The organism is Ectobacillus antri, from assembly GCF_003852715.1.
In the GTDB taxonomy this organism is placed as follows: domain Bacteria; phylum Bacillota; class Bacilli; order Bacillales; family Bacillaceae_G; genus Ectobacillus; species Ectobacillus antri.
Genome location: NZ_RIAV01000001.1, coordinates 430,280 through 453,616, shown reverse-complemented (window position 1 = coordinate 453,616; position 23,337 = coordinate 430,280). Strand labels below are relative to the sequence as shown.

Genomic DNA, 23,337 nt, shown 5'->3' with positions numbered 1-23,337 from the left:
GTTTTCTGCTAAATTCGACCATAATTCATAATAGCCTTAAGATAACCTATTTGTTGAAAAATGATCTGAACTTGTCAGTATCTTTTCCTTTATAATATGGGTTTTGCTCGGTAACATTTTTGCTGTCAGCGTTTGTTTTGATTATCAATGTTGGCTCCGATGAATGCTGTGCAATCATTCGATCTTCCAATTCTTTAAAGTCAGGCATATTTTCGCTTTCTTTATTCATATAAAGACCTCCTTAAATCGATGATTCGCGAAATGTGATACGGCGCACCTGTTCATCAGGTAGCTGCAGCTCAATGTCAATAAATAATCCGTATTCTCGTTCTCCGTCTCGTACCCAGAACTTAAATTTTTCCACAGCGATATCCGCAGCTAGTTTTTCTCGTCCAACATACAAATAATCAATGATATCCAGTTGTGGGTACTTTTCTTTCGTTGTTAATACAGCGAGTTTTCCCCATTTTGCATAAGAAGGATCTTGCCGCGCTGCATATACCTGTGCAGTTGTTAGAATAAGCAAACAAACGAATAGCATAGCAAAGCGCTTCATACAATCCCTCCTTTTCCTTATGTTGTGTTAACACACATTGTTTATACACAAAAAGGTGTCTCCGCCGCGTGGAGCACCCTTGTTGCAAATCTAATATTATTAGGCAGAGAGGAGAATTTGTGTACTCTTATGAAAACAATGTGAATTCTTTATTCCCCTCGCCCACGAACATGCCGATCTTCTTCGGCTTGTTCTGTTGCACTGTATCTAATCTCATCGTAAGGCTCGTACGTATCGTTTGGTCTTTTTGTTCGAAGCAGTCCAAATGCTGTAAAACCAATTAGCATAACAACACTAATAATAAGACCTGTAACCATTTCATTCCTCCTCCATCATCTATAATACTTTGTTACATTGTATGTACAAACTTGATTTGTCAGTATACTTTGCGCAGCAAAATAAAAGTCGGCTCTTCATTAGCCGACTTTTTGTTACCATTTAAATGTAATTAATTTTAGCTCTGTCATTTCTTCAATCGCATATTTAATACCTTCGCGGCCAAAACCGCTTTCTTTGATGCCTCCGTACGGCATATGATCGAGGCGGAACGTTGGTACGTCATTAATCATCACACCACCCACCTCTAAGTGCTTAGCCGCTTCCATGGCATGCGTGAGATTGTTTGTGAACACACCAGCCTGCAAGCCATATTTAGATGTATTTACATGAGAAATTGCGTCTTTAAAGTCATGAAAACGATGCAATACGACAACTGGACCAAAAATCTCTTGACAAGAAACTTCCATTTCCACATTTACATTTTCCAAAATCGTTGGCTCGTATATGCGTTCGTTACGCATATTGCCGCCAAGTACAATGTTAGCACCACCTGATACAGCTGTTTGTACCCAACGATCTATTCGCTTCACATCGCTTGTAGAAATGAGGGCTGAAATATCTGTTTTTTCATCAAGTGCATCTCCAACCACTAATTTTCTAGCTTCTTCTGTAAACATCTTTTTAAATATATCGTATATGTCATTGTGGACATATATACGCTGTACAGACACACATACTTGGCCATTGTTCACATAAGAGCCCCACACAATGCGCTGTACCATTTCTTTTGTGATGTTTGTATTATCAACAATAACTGCCGAATTGGCTCCGAGTTCCAAGGTCACGCGCTTTAAGCCTGCTTTTTGTTTTAAATCAATGCCGACTTCAGGACTGCCAGTGAAGGTTATGCCTGCGACATCCGGATGCTTGACCAATTCCTCTCCCACTACAGAGCCTTTTCCTGTAATGACGTTAAAGGCACCTTTTGGCAGTTCTGTCGTGTCAAGCATTTCCGCAAGTAACAAAGCGGACAGCGGTGTTTGACTGGCAGGCTTTAATACAATTGTATTGCCAGCAGCAATAGCAGGGCCCACTTTATGTGCGACCAGATTGGCCGGAAAATTAAATGGCGTGATTGCTGCCACTACACCAATTGGTTGACGTGTTGTATAAGCCACTCTTCCTTCTCCGCCTATCGCTGCATCAAGTGGAATGGTCTCACCATGAATGCGCTTCGCTTCTTCTTGTGCAAATTGATACGTAGCAATCGTTCGATCAACTTCTCCTCGCGCAGCTTGAAGCGGCTTACCCGCTTCAAGCGCAATGGTCCTTGCTAATTCTTCATGACGCTCCTTTAGTTGTGCAATCAATTCTCCAAGAATAGTAGCTCGTTTATGAGCAGGTAGCTCTTTCATCGCTCCTGTTGCACGTTTGGCTGCTTGAATTGCTTCTTCTACATCCGTTTTGGTTGCCTGTGGTATCTCAGCAATTACTTGTCCTGTGTAAGGTGCACGCAAAGACGCATATTCCGTCCCTTCACGCCACTCCCCGTTTATGTACCATTTTTTAATCATCACGTCACCCCCGATTAAACTCCTACCTTTTGATATTCTTTGCCAAAAGTGGAACTCCTTTTTGATAGCTGAATTGTACAAACGTTGTTACTGTAACAATATAACATGGATAAGAAAACCAGTTCCAATGAACTGGTTTTCTTATCTTCTTTGAATACTTTGCGGAAATCGAAATACTTGAAACGGATCATATTTCTCGTTTACTTTACGCAGCATCTTCACATTGCCACCAAAATATGATTTTTCATAGTTCTGCAAAGGGCTAATCGGAAAGTTAATATAAGAACCAGTTGTAATAGTTTCTTTGCCTCATCCTCTGTTCCGTAAAAGAAACCTCTTCCAAAAATACCTATACCCTCTTCGGCTGAATGATATAAACTGGCACTGATAGTCATTCTAGGATCCAAATTTGGAAACCAACGTTGCCAAGTTTCCAAGAAAAGTTCCATTATGGTATGAAAGACATAGTTATATGGATTGTACTTGTCTTCATCAGCTGAAATTAAAGTAATTTCTCTTAAGAATCCGTTCCTTATACATAAGCTCCTTATACGTTAATTGCTTATTTAATTCGTTTGTATCAATTAAAAACAATTGATCTTCTATCGCTCGTGCCGTTTCTTCCGTCTGATACTCCATTCCACAGGCTACGCAGCGCACGCACGGCGTTTCCGTAATACAAATCACTTTCCTGCCATCCGGTAATTCCCAATACACTGTATTGGTTGCATGTGTAGCATGTGAAACTTCACACCATTCGCAAATCATTCTGCTTCACCGGCACGAACAAATGCTTTAGATAACTGCGCCTGATACTTTTTCTCTTTTAATTCGTCGCGCTTATCACGCTTATCCTTGAGCGAAGCATGCTCCGGATTTCCTTTATAACTTTGACGAAGATGCATGCGGTGTAAACCTTCCGGTGTTAGCACTGTTTTTGACTCATTCAAGAGACCAGCAATCCCGGCGTTTGAGCGTTTTTCTTCCATATCCGGATACACTTCCTTAAAGTATGCTTCCGCTCTGCCTGGCACATAGTTTTGCGGCTCAGGATACGTTGTGATCACACCTTCAAAATTGCGCAATACGATTTTATCAACGCTTTGTGACACAACATAGTTTGGTTGCAGAGCAATCTTACCACCACCGCCTGGTGCGTCGACAACAAAAGTAGGTACCGCATAACCTGATGTATGCCCTCGCAATCCTTCTATAATTTCAAGACCTTTTGAAACCGGTGCGCGGAAATGACTAATGCCTTCTGACAAATCACACTGATAGATATAATAAGGACGAACACGAATTTTCACAAGATCATGCATCAGTTTTTTCATAATAGGAACACTGTCATTAATTCCTGCTAAAATGACAGCTTGATTACCTAGTGGCACCCCGGCATTCGCAAGCATCTCACAAGCTCGTTTTGATTCCTCTGTAATTTCAATGGAGGTATTGAAATGTGTATTCAGCCAAATCGGATGATATTTCTTTAAAATATTACATAGATTTTCAGTAATGCGCTGTGGAAATACAACAGGCGCTCTCGTACCAATTCGGATAATCTCTACATGCGGAATATCACGCAAATGCTTTAAGATATATTCCAAAATATTGTCGTTAATAAGTAAACCATCACCACCAGAAATTAATACATCTCGGATTTGCGGCGTTTCTCGAATATATGTGATAGCGGCATCTAGCTGCTTTTTTGGCACGCCCATCCCTATTTGTCCTGAAAAGCGACGTCTTGTACAGTATCTACAATACATCGAACATTGGTTTGTTACTAAAAATAAGACTCGATCTGGATAGCGATGTGTAAGTCCTGGCACGGGGGAATCTTCGTCCTCATGAAGAGGATCTTCTGCATCGTAACGTGTTTTATAAAGTTCTGCAGAAATAGGTACACTTTGCATACGGATGGGGCAACGCGGATCATCAGGATTCATTAAAGACGCGTAATATGGTGTAATGTTGAGTGGAATCGTTTTTGTAGAAATACGCACACCTTCTTCTTCTTCTGGTGTAAGATTCACAACCTTCTTTAAATCCTCCAGCGTTTTAATCGTGTTGGTCAGCTGCCAAATCCAATCATTCCATTGCTCTTGTGTAACATCTTTCCAAAGCTCAACTTCTTTCCAATGTCTACTTGATGTGTATACACTATGTACCATTCTCCCATCCCCCTCTGGCTCTTTTTCTTTTTACAAGCAAATTTCATACCAAAACTACAAACGGGACGGAAAAATACATTTTTTCTTTATTTACACAAAAAATATACTGTGTACAGAGCAACTTTGCAGTAACTCTAACATCGCGACATAAAAAAATGCGCCGAAAATCCGGCGCTTATACCTTGGTTTGTTTTTGCAATTTATATTGCAGTGTTTGACGCGGTAGATCCAGTAAAACGGCTGCTTGTTGAATATTGCCACCTGTTTGCCGAAGCGCCTCTTGAATAAGTGCAGTCTCTGTTTCCTGCAATACTTCACGAAGCGGCCGTATTTTTGTTTCACCGCTTTTTTTCATTTGCTGCAGTTGCAGTGGTAAGTGTATAATAGAAAGCTTCGCTCCATCTGCCATAATCATTGCATGTTCAATCGTATGCTTCAGCTCTCTCACATTTCCAGGCCAATGATATTGATGGAATAGCTGTAGTACACTATGATCAATGTTTTGAACGTTTTTTTGAAAGCGGTCATTAAACATTTCAATGAAATGGGACGTCAGCAATTCAATGTCAAAGCTACGCTCCCTCAGAGGTGGAATCAACAAGGAGAACACATTTAAACGATAATATAAATCAGGTCGTAGCGTTCCTTTTTGTACGCAGTCGAGTGGAGATTCGTTAATAGCCGCAATAATCCTTACGTTAACACGGCAGGTTTTTTGATTACCGATTCGCCTTACAATTCCATCCTCCAATACGCGAAGCAGCTTTGCTTGCAATTCAAGAGGCATTGAATTCATCTCATCTAGAAACAATGTACCCCCGTCCGCCAATTCAAATAAGCCCGGTCTATCTACAGCACCTGTATAACTCCCTTTTGTTGTTCCAAACAAAAGACTCTCCAAAAGCGACTCTGGGAGTGCGGCGCAGTTTTGTGCAATAAAGGCATGTTGATTGCGGGGGGACAGGGCATGAATAGCCTGCACAAATAACTCTTTCCCTGTGCCTGTTTCACCCACCACAAGTACTGATGAGTCTGCATAAGCCACTTTTTCCAGCTGTTTTTTTACTTGTAGCAAAGCGGGGTCATTCGTTAAAATATCAGCCGTCGTATACAGTTGATTTTTTGTGTCTCTTTTTCGCGAAGAAGGATTTACACGTGCCTGCAAATCCAAAACCTTTTCCCCTAACTTCTTGATTGTCGAGTAGTCTTTAGCAATTTCAACTGCCCCTACAAGCTGACCTTGGAGCATGATGGGAATTGTGGTATTAATTGTATCAATAAATTGTCCATTTATATTTTGATAGCGCTGCGCTTGCTGCACAATGGGTTGCTTGGTTTGAAGCACTTGTAATAGGGTACTTGTTTCCTTTGTTAAAGAAGGAAACGCCTCTAGCACATGCTTGCCGAGTACTTCCCTTGGCGTCAATCCATCATGTCTGGCCGCTACTTCATTATAAAAAATGGTAATTCCGTTTTTATCAACCGCATGAATAGCTTCATCAATCGCATTCAAAATGCCACGAATCATTTCACCTTCACTATTTTTTCTCACATTCTCACCATCCCCTAACTGCCGAAAAACAAGCATTTATGTGCTTGTTTTTCGGCACCCCAACATAAAAGTAGCTAAAATTCTGTTTCTACGCTTTACTTATATCCTTTACCCACACATTCATATCCTCTAGCTTATCAAAAATATAACAATTGTTTACCAGACGTCCTCTATATTGATAGCCTAGCTTCCAAAATGCAGCATTCATGCCATACGACAAAGAGCGCGCAATTGTATAAGCACAGTAAATTGATTCATCCTGCAAATCGCACTCTAACTGTTTTAGAAGCTCCTTCATTAATCCATACTGACGATCTTCCTCTAATGTAGCGCAGTTTGTGAGCTCCGCATTTTTTTGCAATACATCTATTTCTGCAGATGCTGCGCTGACAATAACACCATCTTTTTCATACACACGATATATCGTTCCTTCTTGCATCGTTTGTGCAACATAGCTTGCTTCGTTTAAAGGAGTGGGATAGATTTGAAACACAGTCCCGTATAATGCCGCGAGTTGCTTCGCATCCGCTACTGTTGCTTTTCGGCTACTGTAGTCAATTGGCACATTTTTCTCCTTCGGTGTGCTGTTTCGTACAGAAGCAACAATGTGTTCTCCTTGGGACCAATAATTGCTGTTGCGCCGATTTTGATCGCTATATTTCACCATAAACAACATATGACTGCCTTGAAAATAGCCATCTACTATCGCTTCCATTGTATAACCAGCATGTAAAAACTGTTGTACATGCTCTCCTCTGGCTTTAATAATCAGTTTTGTGTACTGATAGTGCCGCGCTAATTCTTCTGTTTTTTCAATTGTATCTCTTACACTACCTCTATACAAATCTACTCGAATTCTTTCGTTAAAATGATCAAGTGCTGCTTCCATATAGAAAGTAGGTTCCTTAAGCTTGAAACTTTCATAGTATGTGTTCGCTTTCATATACACCCTCACTTTCCTGCACACCGCACCAATCCAATAATGCACATGCAATTGTCTCAGCCGCAATCCATATGTGCTCCAAGTCTATATATTCATCCGGATAATGAGCCACTTTTGTTTCACCAGGACCAAACACAATCATTGGTATGCCAGACACCTGCGTAAACAGCCCTCCGTCCGTGCCCCAGGGCGCTGCTTCTATAATCGGGGCCAGACTAGTTACTTCTGCGTAATTTGTAATCAAGGTTTGTACAAGCGGATGATTATGTTCGATTGTTCCCGGTACCCATCTTGCACCAAACCACTCCAGTTCAGGCGGATTGACCTGAAGCCATTCATCCTGTAATTGTGATAACATTTTCGCCAATTGTGCTTGTGCATCCTCCATTTTTTCGTTGGGCGCAACGCCTAATCGTCCCTCGAGAATAACTAAATCAGCTACTGACGAAGGCCAAGTACCTCCTTTAATGGTGCCTACATTAATGGGGATAGGAATAGGTATACCATCATACAACGGATCTTGTATTTGTTCATTTCGTCTTCTTTCAAGCTGCTCAATCGCCTTTAATACGAGCATGCTTTTCTCGATAGCACTTACCCCTTCGTATCTTGTACCACCATGTGCCACTTTGCCTTTCACCTTAATACGAAACCACATAGAACCCTGTTGTTTTACAAAAAACTTTAAATTTGTTGGCTCTGGAATAATTACACCATCTGCGCGGTAGCCCCGTAAAATAGTTGCCAATGTTCCGGCTCCACCGCTTTCTTCTTCAATGACACTTTGAAAATAAATATCTCCTTTTAAAGTAACACCGGTATTTTTTATCGCTTCAATTGCTAACAACAATGCCACGTTTCCGCCCTTCATATCCGTAGCTCCTCGGCCATACAACTTACCTTCTTTCACTTCGCCGCCATACGGATCTATACTCCAGCTTCTTATATCTCCTTCCGGCACAACATCTATGTGACCGTTTACAATCATAGATTTACCGCCGCCCACTCCTTTTAAAATACCAACCACATTTGGACTGCCTTGAAAATGCTCACGTGCTGAAATAAAATAAGGATGCTCTTTCAGTTCCTCAATGTCCGGCTCCCATATATCTAAATCCAATCCCATTTCGCGCAATTTTTCAATGACGATTGCCTGCGCCCGGCTTTCGCTTCCCGATACACTGCACTCCTGCACTAAGCGTCGCAGCAGTACAACCGCTTCTTGTGTATGCTTCCGAATATAACACTTTACCTTATGCTTTTCCTGCAAAGCATTCACCTCTCATGAAATGATTTTTATGTTCGAATCTATAATAAGCGGTGCGCCAGTTGCTTTTACAACCTCTTGTATCGTATAAGGATGCATAAGTTCTCGTAATATAAGCCCATCTCCCGTTACCTCTATCACAGCCATCTCGGTAATAATTAAGTCCACGCATCTCTTAGAAGTTAAAGGTAGTGTACAGTCCTCTACAATTTTTGCTCCTCCGGCTTTATCCGTATGATTCATCACCACTACAACACGCTTCGCCTTTTGTGCCAAATCCATTGCTCCGCCGATACCTGGTACACGCTTTCCTGGCACAATCCAATTGGCTAAATCCCCTGATTGACTGACCTGCAGCGCCCCTAAAATCGTAACATCAAGCAAACCGCGCCTAATGATACCGAACGCCAGGGCGCTATCAAAGTAGCTTGCTCCTTTAAGTACAGTGACCGGAAAACCACCTGCATTGCACAGATTCTCATCTTCTTCTCCCTCATTCGGACTCGGCCCAATACCAATAATGCCATTTTCCGCATGAAACATAACGTTTACATCTGCAGGCAAATGGTCAGGCACCAACGAGGGGATCCCAATTCCTAAATTTACAATCATACCGCTTTGAATTTCTTTTGCGGCTCGCTTGGCAATTTTATGACGAAAATCTATTCCCACGCCCATTTCCAATTCACTCCCTTTGAAGGTACAATATGATGAACGAATACACCTGGTGTGACAATCTCTTCCGGATGCAGCGCGCCTACTGGTACAATTTCTTGGGCTTCCACAATGGTAATATCACCCGCCATCGCCATAAGTGGATTCATATTTCTTGCGCTTTTATCAAACACCAAATTACCAAATGGATCTGCTTTCTTTGCGAATATGATACTAACTTCTGCCGTCAACGCCTCTTCTACCAAATATTGTCTACCGTTCACAGTTATTTTTTGCTTATCGCTTTCCACAATGCTGTCAAGCCCCACATCAACGAGCACACCACCAAGTCCTACACCACCTGCACGAATTCGTTCTGCAAGTGTCCCTTGCGGTGAAAATTCAACTGCAAGTTTTCCTTCTGTCATCAATTTTCCTGCAAACGGATTGGAACCAATATGTGAGGTAATAATCGATTTAATCCTCTCATTTCGTACCATCCTCCCTATTCCAATATCCGGAAAACCGGTATCATTACTAATGAGATGAATATCTGTAATGCTACTGGCAAGCAAAGCTTCTAAGATGGTAGGAGGTGAACCTACCCCGCCAAACCCACCAACCATGAGCGTCATTTCATCATGGAAAAGTGGCATAATGCGGTCAATAGTTGTGAGTTTTTGATATGTGTTTGCAATGGCACTCATATAGGCTCTCCTTTGTATGTTGTTCGTTCGATTTCTCTAAAAGCTTCTGTTAACAGCAGCAATAACTCATCCATCTCCTCGTAGGTAATGGTAAGTGGCGGTGCAAGCAAGCAGGCGCTATCATCTTTTCCTGTTTTACCAGCTACCGCAGGATACAATAAAAGTCCTTGCTTCATTGCTGTTTGAATCAATGTACTCGCTTTTACCCCTTCTACAAACTCAAGACCAATCAACAACCCTTTTCCGCGCACGTCTCCTATAAGCTGTGTTTGACTCTGCAGTTCATGAAGCTTTTTCATCAGGTAATCGCCTTTTTGCGCAGCTGCCTGCACGAGTCCATGCTGCTCTACATATTCAATAACCGCAAGCGAAACAGCTGCAGACAAAGGATTTGCGCTAAATGTATGACCGCTCATCACAAGTTTAGATCCATTTAGAATGGGCTCAATGACTTTATCGCTTGCAACAGTCGCTGCCATTGGGGTATAACCGGAGGTCATCCCTTTTCCAAGCGTTACAATATCAGGCTGTACATCCCAATGCTCCATTGCAAACATTTTTCCTGTTCGTCCGAGGCCTGTCATGACTTCGTCTGCGATAAATAAAATATCATACTTTTTACAAATGCTTTGAATGCGTTGATAATAGCCTTGCGGGGGTACAATGGCGCCACCAGCTGCGCCGATAATAGGTTCAGCAATAAAAGCGGCAATATGTTCTGCTCCAATTCTTTCAATTGCAGCCTCTAATTCTGAAGCGCATGCTAGATTGCAAGAAGGGTAGGCACGGTCAAAAGGACAGCGATAGCAATACGGGGCTGATACTGACGGGTAATCCTCCAAGACTGATACAAAGCGTTGTCTTCTTAACGGATGTCCAGACATAGACAGCGCACCAATCGTAATGCCGTGATAACTCATCCAGCGAGACAAGATTTTGTTTTTTCCTTTTATTCCTTTTTCTTGATAATGCTGAATTGCTAGCTTCATAGCCGTTTCCGTTGCTTCTGTACCACTGTTGACAAAAAAAGACCAATTGAGATCACCCTGTGTAATCTCGCTCATTTTTTTCGCCAGCTTTTCCGCTGCATCACTTGTAAATTGCGAGCGATATACAAAAGACACCTGCTGAGCTTGTTTATTCATCGCCTCTAGAATCTCAGGAACTCCGTGACCAATGCCAACAGTAATTGCACCTGATGAACCGTCAAGATAACGCTTTCCTTTCGTGTCAAAGAGATATATACCCTGCCCGTGTGACACAGTAGGATAGTGTGTACCGATGAGCGGCTTAATTAAATGCTCTCTCTCCATGTCCTACCCCCTAACTCTTTTCTTCCCATACCAAACCATGTGGCTGTAGTAAAAGGATATTCATACTATTCTGTCTTTCTGACAGTACTCCTGTTTATTTTGTTGAATGTATGTATAAAAAGATAATTATAGTACGTGAAATTTAACGATGATGTGCAAGAGCATCTACAGACGTTGATTGGCTATTTTTCTGATAAAATGGCTAATTGCATCTTGAAGTTGATATTACTGAATGTGCCCGAAAATCAACTCCAAAGAGGACAAACTCTGTAGTGTATTAACAGTTCCCTTTCACAGAGCGTAAAAATAAAAAAAGCGCCGTTTCTATTCAATAGAACGACACTCTCATGATTCTTATTTTTTATACACACACATCTTTTCTGCACTCTCAAAATACACACGCAACGTACGATCATCTAGATGCAAACGCTGACGCACTGTAAAGGCATCACCGTAATCTAGCAAATAGCTGTCCGTGTCTTCATCGACAAGACTATATGTTCCCTTATATGTATTGGCTTTCTTTTTATCCGTTGTATACATCTCTACAACATTCACGAGCATTTTTTTATTATTTTCGTCTGTCTGCTGCTCCTGGCCAAATGTATATTCAATTGGACAATTCTTATCATTTTCTGCCAGCTCCCATGTACCTAGCAACGTTTCATTGCCACAGCCAGCCAGTAACAACAATGCAGAAATCGCTAATTTTTTCATATATGTACCTCTTCATTCGCGCGATATTGTACACCGATTTTATCACGCTACGGAAGCGATGACAACATCACTCCTTATGAATCAGCCGTCTTGCTCTGTACTGATGCAGCTGCAAATTGAAACGCTTCATGTTTTTTGTATGGTGTTTTAGGTTGTTTGATGGATTTAGTAATTACAATTACCCGTTTCTCCATCGCATCTTTTACACCGGCAGCGATTAGGTTTAAAAAGAAAATGGTGATTGCAAATGCAAACATCGGACCGAGCACAATCCAAGGTGCTAAATTATATTCATATCGGTCAATTCCGATTAATCCTGACCATTCACTTGTAAGGGATACAGACTTATATTCACCGAAATCCATCTCAACGTCACGTGTACCACCAATAAAACACTGCAATAAGCCAAGATGCGCAAATAGAATCATGCTTTGCACCACATGCTGCATAAATAAAATGAACAACTTATCTTTTAAAAACAAACGAATATGGGTGCGAATGATATACCATTTGGAACCGCCCATTAACTGCGCACTGATGATATATTCCTGCTTGCTATGCTCATCGACTTCATTCATAATGAACACTGTGAGAGCCGGTAATGCAACACCCACCGCGACAGAAAGCTGAAACAAAATAATAATCCATTGTGTTGGCGGCACGGGGTCATTGATACCTAAAGTAATGTAGACAGGTACGATGAGAATGTATGCCATGAATATAGTAGGAATGTTATAAAACGATTGGCTGATCCCTTTTGTTATTCCTTTTAAGCGCTTTGCATACATGCTGAGAAGAATACCGGTTGCAGCCCCAAATATGATGCGAAATACACTGACAAATATCGCAAATCCAATTGTATATTTTGCCCCTTCCAGTATTTTGTACAGTAGCGGCACACCCAGACGATCAGAACCGAATGGCGGTGCTTGCAACGGGGTGTACGGTGCCTTGGCAATTAGTTCTTGCTTTTCATTATATAAAAAGCGATCTGGTTGTGGAAGATGCTTCTCATACAACGGATAAGACAAACTCGCACTCAACAACAGAGCAAGAAACATCATACCAATCCATACACGCTTAGAAGCCATAAGATGTGTCATCATGTCTCATTCCCTCCTGTCAGCTTATTTGTTACAAATGACCCAACAACAAACAATGCATAAAATGGAACAAACACAAGTGTAACAACTGTAAATGCGATCACCGTATTCGACGGACCGTGATCAATCAAGAATTTCATAATACCGTTTATGTTAAAGATGTACTCTAAAACGAACAAGTTAGAGAGCATAAACAAAAAGATAGTTTTCGCATGATAAAACAAATGAATAAGGACGTTTCGGTACAAATGAAGTATTGTAATATAGGAACGTGAAAAACCCTTCCCCCTTACTACATCTACATACGGCTTCACCTGTTCTTCTTCTAAATATATAATCAACATGCGGAACATTTGAATCGTAGGTAAAATACATAAACAAATAATTGGCAAAAGATAGGCTTTCTTCTCGCCAAATGTCAGTACACGCATCGGCATATCTCCGGTTTGCTTGAAATACCAAATGAGCGCGGCCTGTAAGCCAACAATAATCATAATGTCCGGAATGGCCTCAAAACAAAACAATACCGCTCGCATTACTTTTCTAAATGGCATTGATAAAAGCATGTAACAGTATCCGAAAAACATTGCTACTAACAGCGCAATACCAAACGCACCTGCAAGTAATAGTAACGAATACGTGTACGGCTCTAAAATAGTTGGAAACAATGGATACGTTTTTTCCTTCATTTGAAACGTAATTTCCTTTGCCTCCATAAGTAACTTGATTGTGTCTTCTATTTTAAATACATATAAAAATGGCTGAAATGAAACCTTGCCATCGTATGTAAATAAAGAAGGCAAACAAAGCAATAGAAACATCATGATTAGCGTGCCTAGGAAATAGATAGACGCTTTTGAAAATCGAACAAGCATTACATCCCTCCTGAAAGATAAATTTATAGATTTTTAAGAAAAATTATATCACAGTATGTTAAAATAGGGAATAATTAGAAAAGGAGGGGGCTTATGCGAAAAATCATATCTATTATCTATTCTCTCACAGCTATAAGCTGTTTATTTCTGACAGGTTGTACAGCTGACATTCAAACCACTCGTCCCGAAACGACCACCAAACAAGTAACAACAGCCGAATTAGATACAATTACCTTTAACCAAGGAACTTTTTCAAATTTGCCACGTTTGCTCATGTTCATGGATCGTGTCCAGAAAAGAATTAACGACCGCATTACAATCGCATTTGTACATAAAGATAACAAACAAACTCGTACACTTTCCTATGACGGAACTCATGTATCTTTGACAAACCCAAAAAATAAAAAGGAAACTCTTTGATGTGAAAGTTTCGTATTGCATGAAGAGAAAGGTACCGCTAGCTTTCAATTAAAAAATTGTGGAGGCGAATCTTCTATTGATATTCTCCCTGTTTCTCCTTTCGCACTAGCTGATGCCAAGCGAGAGCTTGGCTGGGAAACAAATACGAATACAGCGACATACGTATACGCTTCACAAGCCTGGCAAATTACAAAGCAAACAACCTATCTACAAGCTGTAGATATTCTCGGTTCCGAGGGTACACTGGTTGAGGAGTCAGGTACAAAAGGAACAGACGGATATGTAGCCATTTATAAATGGGCGGGTGAAAAACCAGACTCCTTTGTAAGAATTACATTTATTAATAATATTGCTCGCAGTATTGAAATACACGATTTGACAGATGAATAAAAAAGGAGTTTTTGCTGTGCAACTACATATTCAACAACAAAGGGTCAGAACACCTCTCTGCTGTAGTCTTATAGGTAGATAACACGCATCTCTTAGGTCTTGACCGCCGCTTCACACCGTTTGTTTTACTTTCCTACAAAAAAGAAGGTTAGTTTTTCTGATTGTAGCTATATATACTGTAGCATTAAACCTTTTTATACCGTGAGTTGTTATAGCTAAGTAACTTTATATTCTCATTAGAATGTAAGTTTTTTAGACCATTCTCATCGAATACTGTATTCTCAAAACATAAGGAGGGGAATTTTTTGACTACGATTTATTTTGTGCGCCATGCGCACTCCAGCTATACACCAGACGAACTGAAAAGACCGTTATCACCAGCAGGATTATCCGATGCAGAACAAGTAACAAAAATATTGCAAAACGAACCTATCAACGTGGCAATTTCCAGCCCATACAAACGCGCAGTGCAAACGATTGCAGGTATTTCGGAACATTTTAACATTCCCATTCGAGAAGAAGTTGAATTGCGCGAACGTTTGCTCTCTGCTTACCCATTAGAAGATTTTGAGATTGCTGTTAGAACGGTTTGGGAAGACCCTTCTTTCTCATGGCCGGGCGGAGAATCAAATAAAGAGGCTCAAAGACGAGGTGTAAACTGTTTACTGCACCTATTAGAGCAGTATGAAGGAAAAAGCATTGTTATCGGTACACACGGCAATATTATGGCACTTATCATGCAGCATTTTGATCCAAAATATGATTTTGCCTTTTGGCAATCATTAAGCATGCCAGACATTTATAAGCTTGTGTTTTCTCAGCATACACTTCTTTCTGTTGAACGTTTGTGGGAGGTGAAAAATAATGAAGTATCGTTAGCTTGGTCACTCAGGACTTAAAGTGAGTGAAATTAGTTTGGAAAGTTGATGCGGTTTCAAAAGAAATTCCAAATGAATTATTTAACGATATTGATAACATTCTTACACAACTATAAAACTAAGATGAAAAGAAACAGTTTCCACAAAAACTGTTTCTTTTCATCTATCATACTATTTTTGAATGTAAACAGACACAGAACCGCCGTTCACAAAGAATTGTCCCCATCCATCGGCATTAATAGTCACATTGTCTGCTCGATTTCCAGTCATATCATACCATGTTTCACCTGCGTTTTGTTTACCGACATACATCCATTTTGACCCGCCTGGACCATCTGTCACCAAAGTTGCTAAACCAGACTTTATTTTCGTAGTATCTCCCTCGCGCGTCCAACCAACAACATCTTGATGATCTAGGTAATCGTGCTGCGTTCCGTAGGCATAATCTTTACGCGCCTTCATAAGCGGTTCAATTTTAGACTGCAACGCAGGAATTTCTCTGCCCGTGCTTCCTTTTGTTCCATATAAATCTCCATAAAATACATTTGGATAGCCAGAAGATCTTGTTAAAATAAACGCATATGCCAGTGGCTTGAACCATGTTTGTACCGTAGACTCAAGTGCCTGTCCCGGCTGTGTATCGTGATTATCCACGAACGTTACTGCTTTTGTTGGGTGCTTAGATGTTACCGTACCATTTAGAAGATTACGCATATCATAATACCCGCCCTGCGTAGATGCTGCTTGGAAGTTATAATGAAGCGGTACATCGAAAACAGATTGATTATAATTCGTTTTCGCTAAGTAATTTTCAAGCGCAGGTAAACTGTTTTGCCAATACTCCGCTACAGTGAACATTTCTTTACCAGTTGATGTACGAACAGAGTTTACCCAATCACGGAGAAATTCATGTTTAATATGCTTGGCTGCATCGATACGGAATCCATCCAACCCCAGTTCATTAGCATACCATGTCCCCCAGCCCTTCATTTCATTGACAACATCCGGATGATCGTAGTCGACGTCCGCGTACATTAAATAGTCATAGTTTCCATATTCAGTAGACACTTCCCAGTCCCAAGCTTTTCCTGTTCCTCGAAACTTATAAATACGATTCAAACTCCGGGATTGGTCCCAATCAACGCCGTTGAAATGATACCATTGCCACTTAAAGCTACTATGTGTGTTGCCACGACCACTAAAATTAAAGCCTGTCCACGCCTGAATTTGATAATCACCAGATGTTTCTTGATTTCGATTATTTGGATTTACCTCCACGGCAGTAACATTTTCTGTATAATCTGCTCCGCCTTTATGATTCATTACTACATCTCCATACACTTGGACTCCGTTAGTATGCAGAGATTGAATGGCGGCTTGCAGTTCAGCTTTTGTACCATATTTGGTGCGAACGGTTCCTTTTTGATTAAATTCCCCTAAGTCATACAAGTCATATGCCCCATATCCCACATCGGCTTGACTAGTTCCTTTATATGCCGGTGGAACCCACACTGCTGTTACACCTAGACCGGATAAACGAGCAGAGTCATTCTGCAACCGCTTCCAATGAAGTCCATCATTTGGCAGGTACCATTCAAAATATTGAATCATTGTACCGTTCGTTTCAGCTGCTTCTACTTTTGTTTCTGTTGCAAATGGCGCAATCGTTAGCGCAACTGCCAGCAATCCAGCTGCCCATTTCTTTTTTTCTTTGAACATGTTCTCGCCCTCCCTTTAATTTATAAAATGCTTACATTTTAAAAGTAACATAAAAGCACATCTATTTGTATTGAGAAAATTCAACATACACTTTTTTGAAAAATAATTCTACTTCTTTGTCCCTGACTCGACACAAGGTTCGATACCTAGGAACCCCATTATCAAATCTGTGCGACTAACAAATATTATAAAAAGCTTGAATCATTTCGAGGGCTATTATAATCCAACTTTGCCGACTCTTCATAAAACTCTTGCTGATCACCTTTATGCGGCTTACTACTTCTATATTTACGCTGCATCCAGAAGCTGCCTTTGATTGCCATGCCTTACAATGGGGCTCTTGGACAAAAGATGGTTCTTCAAATGGACCAGGCGGATATAATTCAATACAGCACATTCTTTACAGCATTAAAATTACCCATTTCTATAAGATTATGTTTAATCATACAATAACCGGCGGTATCTCCATATTCACATCCGGTAACAAACATGCGGTTGTTGATAAACTATTTATTGCTCCTGAGTTTCAAAATAAGAACATTGGAACGCAGACCATGTATTTGATTGCGATATAACCGATATGAAAATTAATGATATTTCAGTGGAAGAGCTGTTACGTATATATCAGGAAAAAATATAAACTAAAAAGCAGCACTCATGCTTCTTTTTAGTTTGGTAAGCGATTGCATTGCTTTACTATATATTTCATACAAGCAATCATTTCATCAACATATTGTTGTTTCGATTTTGTAGCAGCCAATACTTCCCCCTCTCGAACCGCAATGGCAACTTGAATAACATCATGCCACTCCTCTAGCAAATGTCGCAATCCGTAATAACCAGCTTCTCTCTTTGCAATAATTCCTGTTTCTCGAAGTGTATAGTATTGCCGTAATATCCCTAGCACAGACCTCTCGATTTCCGTTAATACCAACCTTTTAGGGAGGAACTTCACAAACTTCTGCAAGCGTTCATGTGTTTGAATGCGATTTTTCCAATAGCTGTTCATGTTTGCTAAGACTGCCTGAAAAAGCTCTGCTTTTGGCGCAGGTAGTGATAGAGATGAGCCACATAAACAAATCTCTTTTTCTCGTAAAATCCAATTTATGACCGGATCATATGTATAAATTCCCCAAGTGAACTTACCGTCGTCAAAGTGGATTCGCGGCATCCTATCATGCGCTTGTAAATCCTCAGGAAATACGTACCAGCCATCAAGTGACTTCTTGTACTTTTGTTTGATACGTACATGAATCTTTTTTAGCGCAACAAAGTCTGTTTCTGTGAGACTACATCAAAAACAAGATATTTGGTTTATTGATAACTTTTATGCGAAATTAAACAAAACTCCGTCCTCATCGGACAGAGTTTTTATGTAGCACTATCAAGCAATTATATTGTAAACTTCATGATAAGACTTACTAGCAATGCTAGTGCTGTATACGCAAACACCCAAAAGAAAAAAGTCGTATTAAACAGGATCAATGTTAACATCAAAAAGAACCCAAACACCCCAAGCGGTACAATATACCACTTTTTTAGGATAACATATCCTGCAATCGATGCCCCCACTACTAAAATTGGAAAAATAAACAGTACCAAAAGAAATTCCATACGAAACCTCCCTACATATACTTTCCATATATTTATATTCTTGCATTACACTATATTTACCTTTAAGAAAATATATTAAATACAGGTAGAAAAACAAGCATGTTAGCAGGAATTTTCTAATTTTCTACGAATATATGTATGATTTATGTCATATAAAAAAGGATAGTTTTATGAAGATACTTTTTATTGCGTATCCTCAATATGCTGACTTCGAGATTGCTCACACCTTATTTTTCCTTCGCAAAGCAGGGAAGGTTACTATTGTTACTGCGACCGTGAATAGAAAACCAGTAGAGAGCTTAGGGGGATGTATATGTTGCTTTTAACTCAAGTTCTTGTATTTATCATCGGATGGGTGACAGCCTTACAAAACAAGAGTAGAGAAACAAATAAAGAGCTACCTCTTTGGACAAGGCTCACTCTCAGCTTTTCACTGAGCGGCGCAGCTTTGTTGTTTTGGTTAAATCATTTAGATTCGCCCTACCATAGATGGGTATTTTTTGGTATGCTATTGTCCACGCTAGGAGATTTGTTTATGGCCGGCTTAATCCCCTTTGCAAATCATTTGATTGGCGGGATGATTACATTCAGCATCGCACATGTTTTTTATGTTGTTGCATTTATCCAAACTGCAGACGTGACAGAACACCTCTTTACGAGCGTTCTCATCTACGGCGCTTTCCTTATTATTGGATGGATATTCTTTATCAGAAATCCGGCAGAATCTAAAATTTTCACAGTCGGTGCTTTGCTATATGGTTTGTGGGTGGGGGGCATGGCGGCTGTAGGACTGGCATTGGCATTGAAGCTAGGTGGCGCATGGTGGTGGGTTGCTATCGGTGGTTCTCTGTTTGTTCTATCTGATTTTTTAATTGGTATGACCGAAATTGGTAAACATCCGCTGCGCCACGCACCATTATGGATTTGGGGAACTTATGTTGCCGCACAAATGGGAATTATCTATGCCTCTCTATGAATCAACATACACTCTTACAATGAAAATTAAAAAAACGAGGTGCTTGTAACACCTCGTTTTTACTTCGGTTTCGTAATATCATTCACAATAAAATAAATCGCATCTTCTATTTCTTCATCACTTACGGTTTGCTTGTTTAACAGCACGAACCGGGAAACGAAAAAGCCGCCAAAAAACGTAAGCAGCATATTTAAAATTTTTTCACTCGGCAAATTGATTAACTCACCGCGCTCCTTAAATGCATCAATGACGCGTAGTAAACGGGATGAGATATTTTCATATAACAAAGGAAGCAATTCTTGTTTCATTTCCTCTTTATAGATTACTTCTTTAATAATTACTTGAAAAATTTCGCGATTTTCGGTGATAAAGGCGACTCGGTTTTGCAATAACCCCCGCAAAAACTCCTCAAAGGTAGTAAGCTGATTCTTCATCACCTGCCCCATCACCTCTTCTGCAATCACAGGGAAAAACTCTTTTATATACGGAACAATAATAGACAATAATAACTTATCCTTTGTACCGAAATGCTTAAAGATCGTTCCTTCCGCAACGCCTGCCAACTTGGCAATTTCCGCTGTTGATGTATTCGAGTACCCTTTTTCTGCAAATATTTGAATTGCCGCATCTACAATTTGCTTTTGCTTTTCTGTTTGTTTGGTTGTATGCATTTGTGTCATGATTTCTTCTAATAATCTGCCTTTAGACAAGCCGTTCCACTTCCCTTCGCCCCTTCATTATAGCTTGCGATACTTTTTTAAAGCAAATAAATTCAAAATGATAAATGCGGTGGCGAAGGCAAGTAACACATATAAATCATAACGAATTTCATAAAGTTCTACCCCTTTATACATGACACCCTTTAATGCATGACCTGCATAGTAAAGCGGCATGATTTTCCCAATCCATTGTAGCCAATTTGCCATACTCTCTAACGGGAAAATCCCTGAGAAAAACACCTGTGGAATTGCTACAATTGGGATAAACTGCATCATTTGAAACTCGGACGTTGCAAAAGAAGAAAGAAGCAATCCGAGCGATAAAGCAACTAAAGCTAATAAGAGATTGATAAGAATTACACTTCCAATAGAACCAACCATTATAATGTCTAATACATGAACTGCATATAAAACAACAATAACAGTCTGTATAACGGCAAACGTGCCAAACCCGATTAAATATGCGGTCACAATTTCCCATCTTCTAATCGGTGTAGCCATGAGACGTTCTAGTGTACCGGTTGTTTTTTCATTTAACAAGCCGATTCCAGAAATTAAAAATACAAAAAACAGAACGAAAAAGCCAATTAAAATGGGGCTGAATACATCAAAAACTTCCGTGTCTTCACTTCCGTATACATATTTAGTTTGAATAGAGCTTTGCTGAAGTGGTGCTGTATTCGTCTCAGTGTGTTGTAAAGCTTCACTGCTTATCGCTTGTTTGATCTTTAAAAGGAGACCTTTAGCCGTTGTCGGATCGCTATTTAATAACGTAATCGTTGTTTGCTCATTTGTAATTTTTAGGAATCCGTCTAACTCCTTCTCCTTTATGACCTCTTTCACATTTGAAGCATCACTGAACTTCACAACATGAATATTTGTATCTTCTAATTGCTTTACAATTGACTCACTTACGTTTTGAACACCTAATTTCAGCTTCGCTTCATCACCATTAAAAACTAAGCTCATAAGAGTAAGGATTAGCAGCGGCGCTACAAACAATAATGCCATCGTGCGTTTGTCTCGGGACATTTGCTTAAAAATTCGTTTAACCAGTGCAGTTATTCTCATTTTCCTTTCCTCCCTGCATACAGGAATACTTCATCAAAATTGTTTGCATCGTAGCGCTCCTTCAATTCCCCGGGTGTACCCGTCGCAATAATGGCTCCGTCTCTAACCATGGAAATATAATCGCACCTTTCTGCTTCATCCATCACGTGTGTGGTTACAATGATGGTTTTTCTCTCTTCAGTTTTTAATCTTATCAGTTCATTCCAAATACTCAATCGTAATTCCGGATCGATTCCGACAGTCGGCTCATCTAAAATAAGGACTTGTGGATTTTGCACCAAAGCGATAGCTAAAGAAAGACGGCGCTTCATCCCTCCGGAATATGCCGCAACTTTTTTGTTTAAATCGTCTGTTAGATTCACGAGACGAGCTGCATAGGAAATTCTTTCATTCATTTCCGTCTTGCGAAGCTTATAAAGAGACGCAAAAAACAATAAGTTTTCCTTGCCAGTCAGCTGTGTGTATAAGGCATCGGACTGGGCCATGTAACCGATGTTCTGTAAAACCTGTAGGTTGGGCATTTTCTGATCCAATACATGAATAGAACCGGAATCAGGTACATCCATGCCGACAATCAATTTAATTAAGGTTGTTTTTCCTGCACCGGAAGGTCCAATGAAACCATAAATATTCCCCTGCTCAATTGTAAAATCCACTTTACGTAATACAACCTTTTTACCATAACTTTTACTGACATTTTGAATTTTAATTGTTTCTTTCATAATACCCCTCCTACAAAAGTGAGTGATTACTCACTAATATATTAACACTCCTCCCAGAGGATTTCAATCAAAAAGTGAGTAATCACTTTATTTCATTTTTAAATTAAGGATGCGCACATTGCTATATGTATAAAAACAGCTCTTCTATACAGAAGAGCCTGATTTAGATTCCCGCTGACCGCTGTAAACGCTGTAAAATCTCCATAAATTCCGCCTGCCCTATTCCTGGTGCAAATTCCTCGGGCAGTTCATCAAGGTCCGGCACTGGTCCGCCTGTTGGTAATTTATCTTCTACTACAAGCGGCCGGCCGTCTTCTGGATGCGGTCCCTTCCAAATCTTTGAAAGATCCTTATAATCATCGTCACTAAAGCGATACAGCTTTAAATGCAGTCCCTGATCTTCAAACTTTTTCGCTGCTGAAAAAGCTTTGTTAGACAAATTGGGAATTGGTAACATCTTTGTAACATCTACCCCTGTCGCCATTTCAAGCGCACGTGCATAAGCAACAATATGCACACCGCCGCGTACAAGTAAATAACCAATCATTTCACGCGCCACCGGATGCTCCGTCATTTCGTATACACGCATTTTATGCGTACGTGCACCACATTCGAGGAAAAAGTTATGCAGCAGATCCATAATTAAATTACCGCTACTAAATACATTATCTCCCGTCCAAGCTCTCCCCATGGAATCTGCGACAACGGCTGTTTGCGCAGTTGCGATAAAATGGTGCGTGTTGCGCTTGTCTTTGCCATGCTGCATAGGTGTAACATCCGGGTCACCTGGGAAAGTGGTACCGGTCAAACACAGGTTAATCGCAGTCGTAACGAGTTCCACATGCCCGAATTCCTCTGCGGTAATGTTCGCAACTAGGTCATAAAATGGCTTCAGTTTCTTCTTACCGCGAAAGTTAAAGGATTGAAACATATAGTTATTTAAAGTAGACATTTCCCCGAATTTGCCGCCTAGCAGTTCCTGTACAGCAGCGGCGGCGTTCGCATCCGCATACTTGGATTCTGGAAGCGGAATTAACAGTCGATCGATGCGTTTGAACACGATGCGTTCCTCCTTTTCATCATAACCGTCTCTATGTTTCTATGAAAAGAAGGG

Annotated in this window: 28 protein-coding genes; 5 read left to right on the top strand and 23 right to left on the bottom strand. The window is 40.3% G+C overall.

Annotation, left to right across the window (positions count from 1 at the left end):
• Positions 1–46: 46 nt before the first annotated feature.
• The 16 genes from EEJ45_RS02295 to EEJ45_RS02220 form a co-directional block, all read right to left on the bottom strand.
• Positions 47–229, bottom strand: a complete 183-nt coding sequence (locus tag EEJ45_RS02295) for a hypothetical protein (protein ID WP_124563149.1) — start codon at positions 227–229, stop codon at positions 47–49.
• 12 nt (positions 230–241) lie between these two features.
• Entirely contained in the window at positions 242–556 is a 315-nt protein-coding gene (locus EEJ45_RS02290) for a DUF3889 domain-containing protein (protein ID WP_124563148.1), read from the bottom strand.
• A gap of 149 nt (positions 557–705) precedes the next feature.
• Positions 706–873, bottom strand: coding sequence for a hypothetical protein (locus EEJ45_RS18285; protein ID WP_164464175.1), 168 nt, complete (start codon positions 871–873; stop codon positions 706–708).
• Positions 874–987: 114 nt separating this feature from the next.
• On the bottom strand, positions 988–2,409 hold the full coding sequence (locus tag EEJ45_RS02285) for an aldehyde dehydrogenase family protein (RefSeq protein WP_124563147.1): 1,422 nt from the start codon (positions 2,407–2,409) through the stop codon (positions 988–990).
• 141 nt (positions 2,410–2,550) lie between these two features.
• A complete protein-coding gene (locus tag EEJ45_RS18625) occupies positions 2,551–2,667 on the bottom strand; it encodes a BBE domain-containing protein (protein ID WP_245999809.1) in 117 nt (38 codons plus the stop codon).
• Positions 2,668–2,901: 234 nt separating this feature from the next.
• Positions 2,902–3,177, bottom strand: coding sequence for a YokU family protein (locus tag EEJ45_RS02275; protein WP_124563146.1), 276 nt, complete (start codon positions 3,175–3,177; stop codon positions 2,902–2,904).
• Positions 3,174–4,583 carry a lysine 2,3-aminomutase gene (kamA, locus tag EEJ45_RS02270; RefSeq protein WP_124563145.1) on the bottom strand — a complete coding sequence of 470 codons (1,410 nt, stop codon included), beginning with the start codon at positions 4,581–4,583 and terminating at the stop codon, positions 3,174–3,176. Before kamA ends, EEJ45_RS02275 begins: the two co-directional genes overlap by 4 nt.
• Positions 4,584–4,758: 175 nt before the next feature.
• On the bottom strand, positions 4,759–6,171 hold the full coding sequence (locus EEJ45_RS02265; RefSeq protein ID WP_380018039.1) for a sigma-54 interaction domain-containing protein: 1,413 nt from the start codon (positions 6,169–6,171) through the stop codon (positions 4,759–4,761).
• A gap of 52 nt (positions 6,172–6,223) precedes the next feature.
• Positions 6,224–7,078, bottom strand: a complete 855-nt coding sequence (ablB, locus tag EEJ45_RS02260; protein WP_124563144.1) for a putative beta-lysine N-acetyltransferase — start codon at positions 7,076–7,078, stop codon at positions 6,224–6,226.
• On the bottom strand, positions 7,056–8,348 hold the full coding sequence (locus EEJ45_RS02255; protein ID WP_124563143.1) for a peptidase: 1,293 nt from the start codon (positions 8,346–8,348) through the stop codon (positions 7,056–7,058). Before EEJ45_RS02255 ends, ablB begins: the two co-directional genes overlap by 23 nt.
• A 12-nt stretch (positions 8,349–8,360) precedes the next feature.
• Positions 8,361–9,023: a 3-oxoacid CoA-transferase subunit B gene (locus tag EEJ45_RS02250; protein ID WP_124563142.1), complete on the bottom strand. Its 663-nt coding sequence runs from the start codon at positions 9,021–9,023 to the stop codon at positions 8,361–8,363.
• Entirely contained in the window at positions 9,008–9,706 is a 699-nt protein-coding gene (locus EEJ45_RS02245; protein ID WP_124563141.1) for a 3-oxoacid CoA-transferase subunit A, read from the bottom strand. Before EEJ45_RS02245 ends, EEJ45_RS02250 begins: the two co-directional genes overlap by 16 nt.
• On the bottom strand, positions 9,703–11,019 hold the full coding sequence (locus tag EEJ45_RS02240; protein WP_124563140.1) for an aspartate aminotransferase family protein: 1,317 nt from the start codon (positions 11,017–11,019) through the stop codon (positions 9,703–9,705). The genes EEJ45_RS02245 and EEJ45_RS02240 overlap by 4 nt, the downstream gene beginning before the upstream one ends.
• 354 nt (positions 11,020–11,373) lie before the next feature.
• Complete coding sequence (locus tag EEJ45_RS02235; RefSeq protein ID WP_124563139.1) at positions 11,374–11,736, bottom strand: hypothetical protein; 363 nt, start codon at positions 11,734–11,736, stop codon at positions 11,374–11,376.
• Between the two features lie 74 nt (positions 11,737–11,810).
• Positions 11,811–12,842: an ABC transporter permease subunit gene (locus tag EEJ45_RS02230; protein WP_164464174.1), complete on the bottom strand. Its 1,032-nt coding sequence runs from the start codon at positions 12,840–12,842 to the stop codon at positions 11,811–11,813.
• Positions 12,839–13,714: an ABC transporter permease subunit gene (locus EEJ45_RS02220; RefSeq protein WP_124563136.1), complete on the bottom strand. Its 876-nt coding sequence runs from the start codon at positions 13,712–13,714 to the stop codon at positions 12,839–12,841. The genes EEJ45_RS02230 and EEJ45_RS02220 overlap by 4 nt, the downstream gene beginning before the upstream one ends.
• A gap of 93 nt (positions 13,715–13,807) precedes the next feature.
• On the opposite strand from EEJ45_RS02220, the gene EEJ45_RS02215 reads away from it, so the two are divergent.
• The 3 genes from EEJ45_RS02215 (at position 13,808) to EEJ45_RS02205 (ending at position 15,423) form a co-directional block, all read left to right on the top strand.
• Positions 13,808–14,134 (top strand): hypothetical protein, encoded by a 327-nt coding sequence (locus EEJ45_RS02215; RefSeq protein WP_124563135.1) that lies wholly within the window; start codon positions 13,808–13,810, stop codon positions 14,132–14,134.
• Between the two features lie 15 nt (positions 14,135–14,149).
• On the top strand, positions 14,150–14,524 hold the full coding sequence (locus EEJ45_RS02210; protein WP_124563134.1) for a hypothetical protein: 375 nt from the start codon (positions 14,150–14,152) through the stop codon (positions 14,522–14,524).
• A gap of 305 nt (positions 14,525–14,829) precedes the next feature.
• Positions 14,830–15,423, top strand: a complete 594-nt coding sequence (locus EEJ45_RS02205; RefSeq protein WP_124563133.1) for a histidine phosphatase family protein — start codon at positions 14,830–14,832, stop codon at positions 15,421–15,423.
• A 150-nt stretch (positions 15,424–15,573) separates the two neighbouring features.
• Here EEJ45_RS02205 and amyS read toward each other — a convergent pair whose 3' ends face one another.
• Entirely contained in the window at positions 15,574–17,121 is a 1,548-nt protein-coding gene (amyS, locus tag EEJ45_RS02200; protein WP_124563132.1) for an alpha-amylase, read from the bottom strand.
• A gap of 266 nt (positions 17,122–17,387) precedes the next feature.
• On the opposite strand from amyS, the gene EEJ45_RS02195 reads away from it, so the two are divergent.
• A complete protein-coding gene (locus EEJ45_RS02195; protein ID WP_124563131.1) occupies positions 17,388–17,696 on the top strand; it encodes a GNAT family N-acetyltransferase in 309 nt (102 codons plus the stop codon).
• Positions 17,697–17,788: 92 nt separating this feature from the next.
• Here EEJ45_RS02195 and EEJ45_RS02190 read toward each other — a convergent pair whose 3' ends face one another.
• Both EEJ45_RS02190 and EEJ45_RS02185 read right to left on the bottom strand, forming a co-directional pair.
• A complete protein-coding gene (locus EEJ45_RS02190; RefSeq protein WP_124563130.1) occupies positions 17,789–18,292 on the bottom strand; it encodes an aminoglycoside adenylyltransferase domain-containing protein in 504 nt (167 codons plus the stop codon).
• A gap of 221 nt (positions 18,293–18,513) precedes the next feature.
• The gene (locus EEJ45_RS02185) at positions 18,514–18,735 is read right to left on the bottom strand and encodes a DUF2651 family protein (protein WP_124563129.1); all 222 of its coding nucleotides are present in this window, start codon (positions 18,733–18,735) and stop codon (positions 18,514–18,516) included.
• 313 nt (positions 18,736–19,048) lie between these two features.
• Here EEJ45_RS02185 and EEJ45_RS02175 point away from each other — a divergent pair, with 313 nt between their 5' ends.
• Entirely contained in the window at positions 19,049–19,711 is a 663-nt protein-coding gene (locus EEJ45_RS02175) for a lysoplasmalogenase (protein ID WP_124563128.1), read from the top strand.
• A gap of 59 nt (positions 19,712–19,770) precedes the next feature.
• Here EEJ45_RS02175 and EEJ45_RS02170 read toward each other — a convergent pair whose 3' ends face one another.
• From EEJ45_RS02170 to EEJ45_RS02155, 4 genes are all read right to left on the bottom strand, one after another.
• Positions 19,771–20,421: a TetR/AcrR family transcriptional regulator gene (locus EEJ45_RS02170; RefSeq protein ID WP_245999808.1), complete on the bottom strand. Its 651-nt coding sequence runs from the start codon at positions 20,419–20,421 to the stop codon at positions 19,771–19,773.
• A gap of 27 nt (positions 20,422–20,448) precedes the next feature.
• Complete coding sequence (locus EEJ45_RS02165; protein ID WP_124563127.1) at positions 20,449–21,501, bottom strand: ABC transporter permease; 1,053 nt, start codon at positions 21,499–21,501, stop codon at positions 20,449–20,451.
• Entirely contained in the window at positions 21,498–22,223 is a 726-nt protein-coding gene (locus EEJ45_RS02160; RefSeq protein WP_124563126.1) for an ABC transporter ATP-binding protein, read from the bottom strand. The genes EEJ45_RS02165 and EEJ45_RS02160 overlap by 4 nt, the downstream gene beginning before the upstream one ends.
• A 163-nt stretch (positions 22,224–22,386) precedes the next feature.
• Positions 22,387–23,283: a manganese catalase family protein gene (locus EEJ45_RS02155; RefSeq protein WP_124563125.1), complete on the bottom strand. Its 897-nt coding sequence runs from the start codon at positions 23,281–23,283 to the stop codon at positions 22,387–22,389.
• Positions 23,284–23,337 lie beyond the last annotated feature (54 nt).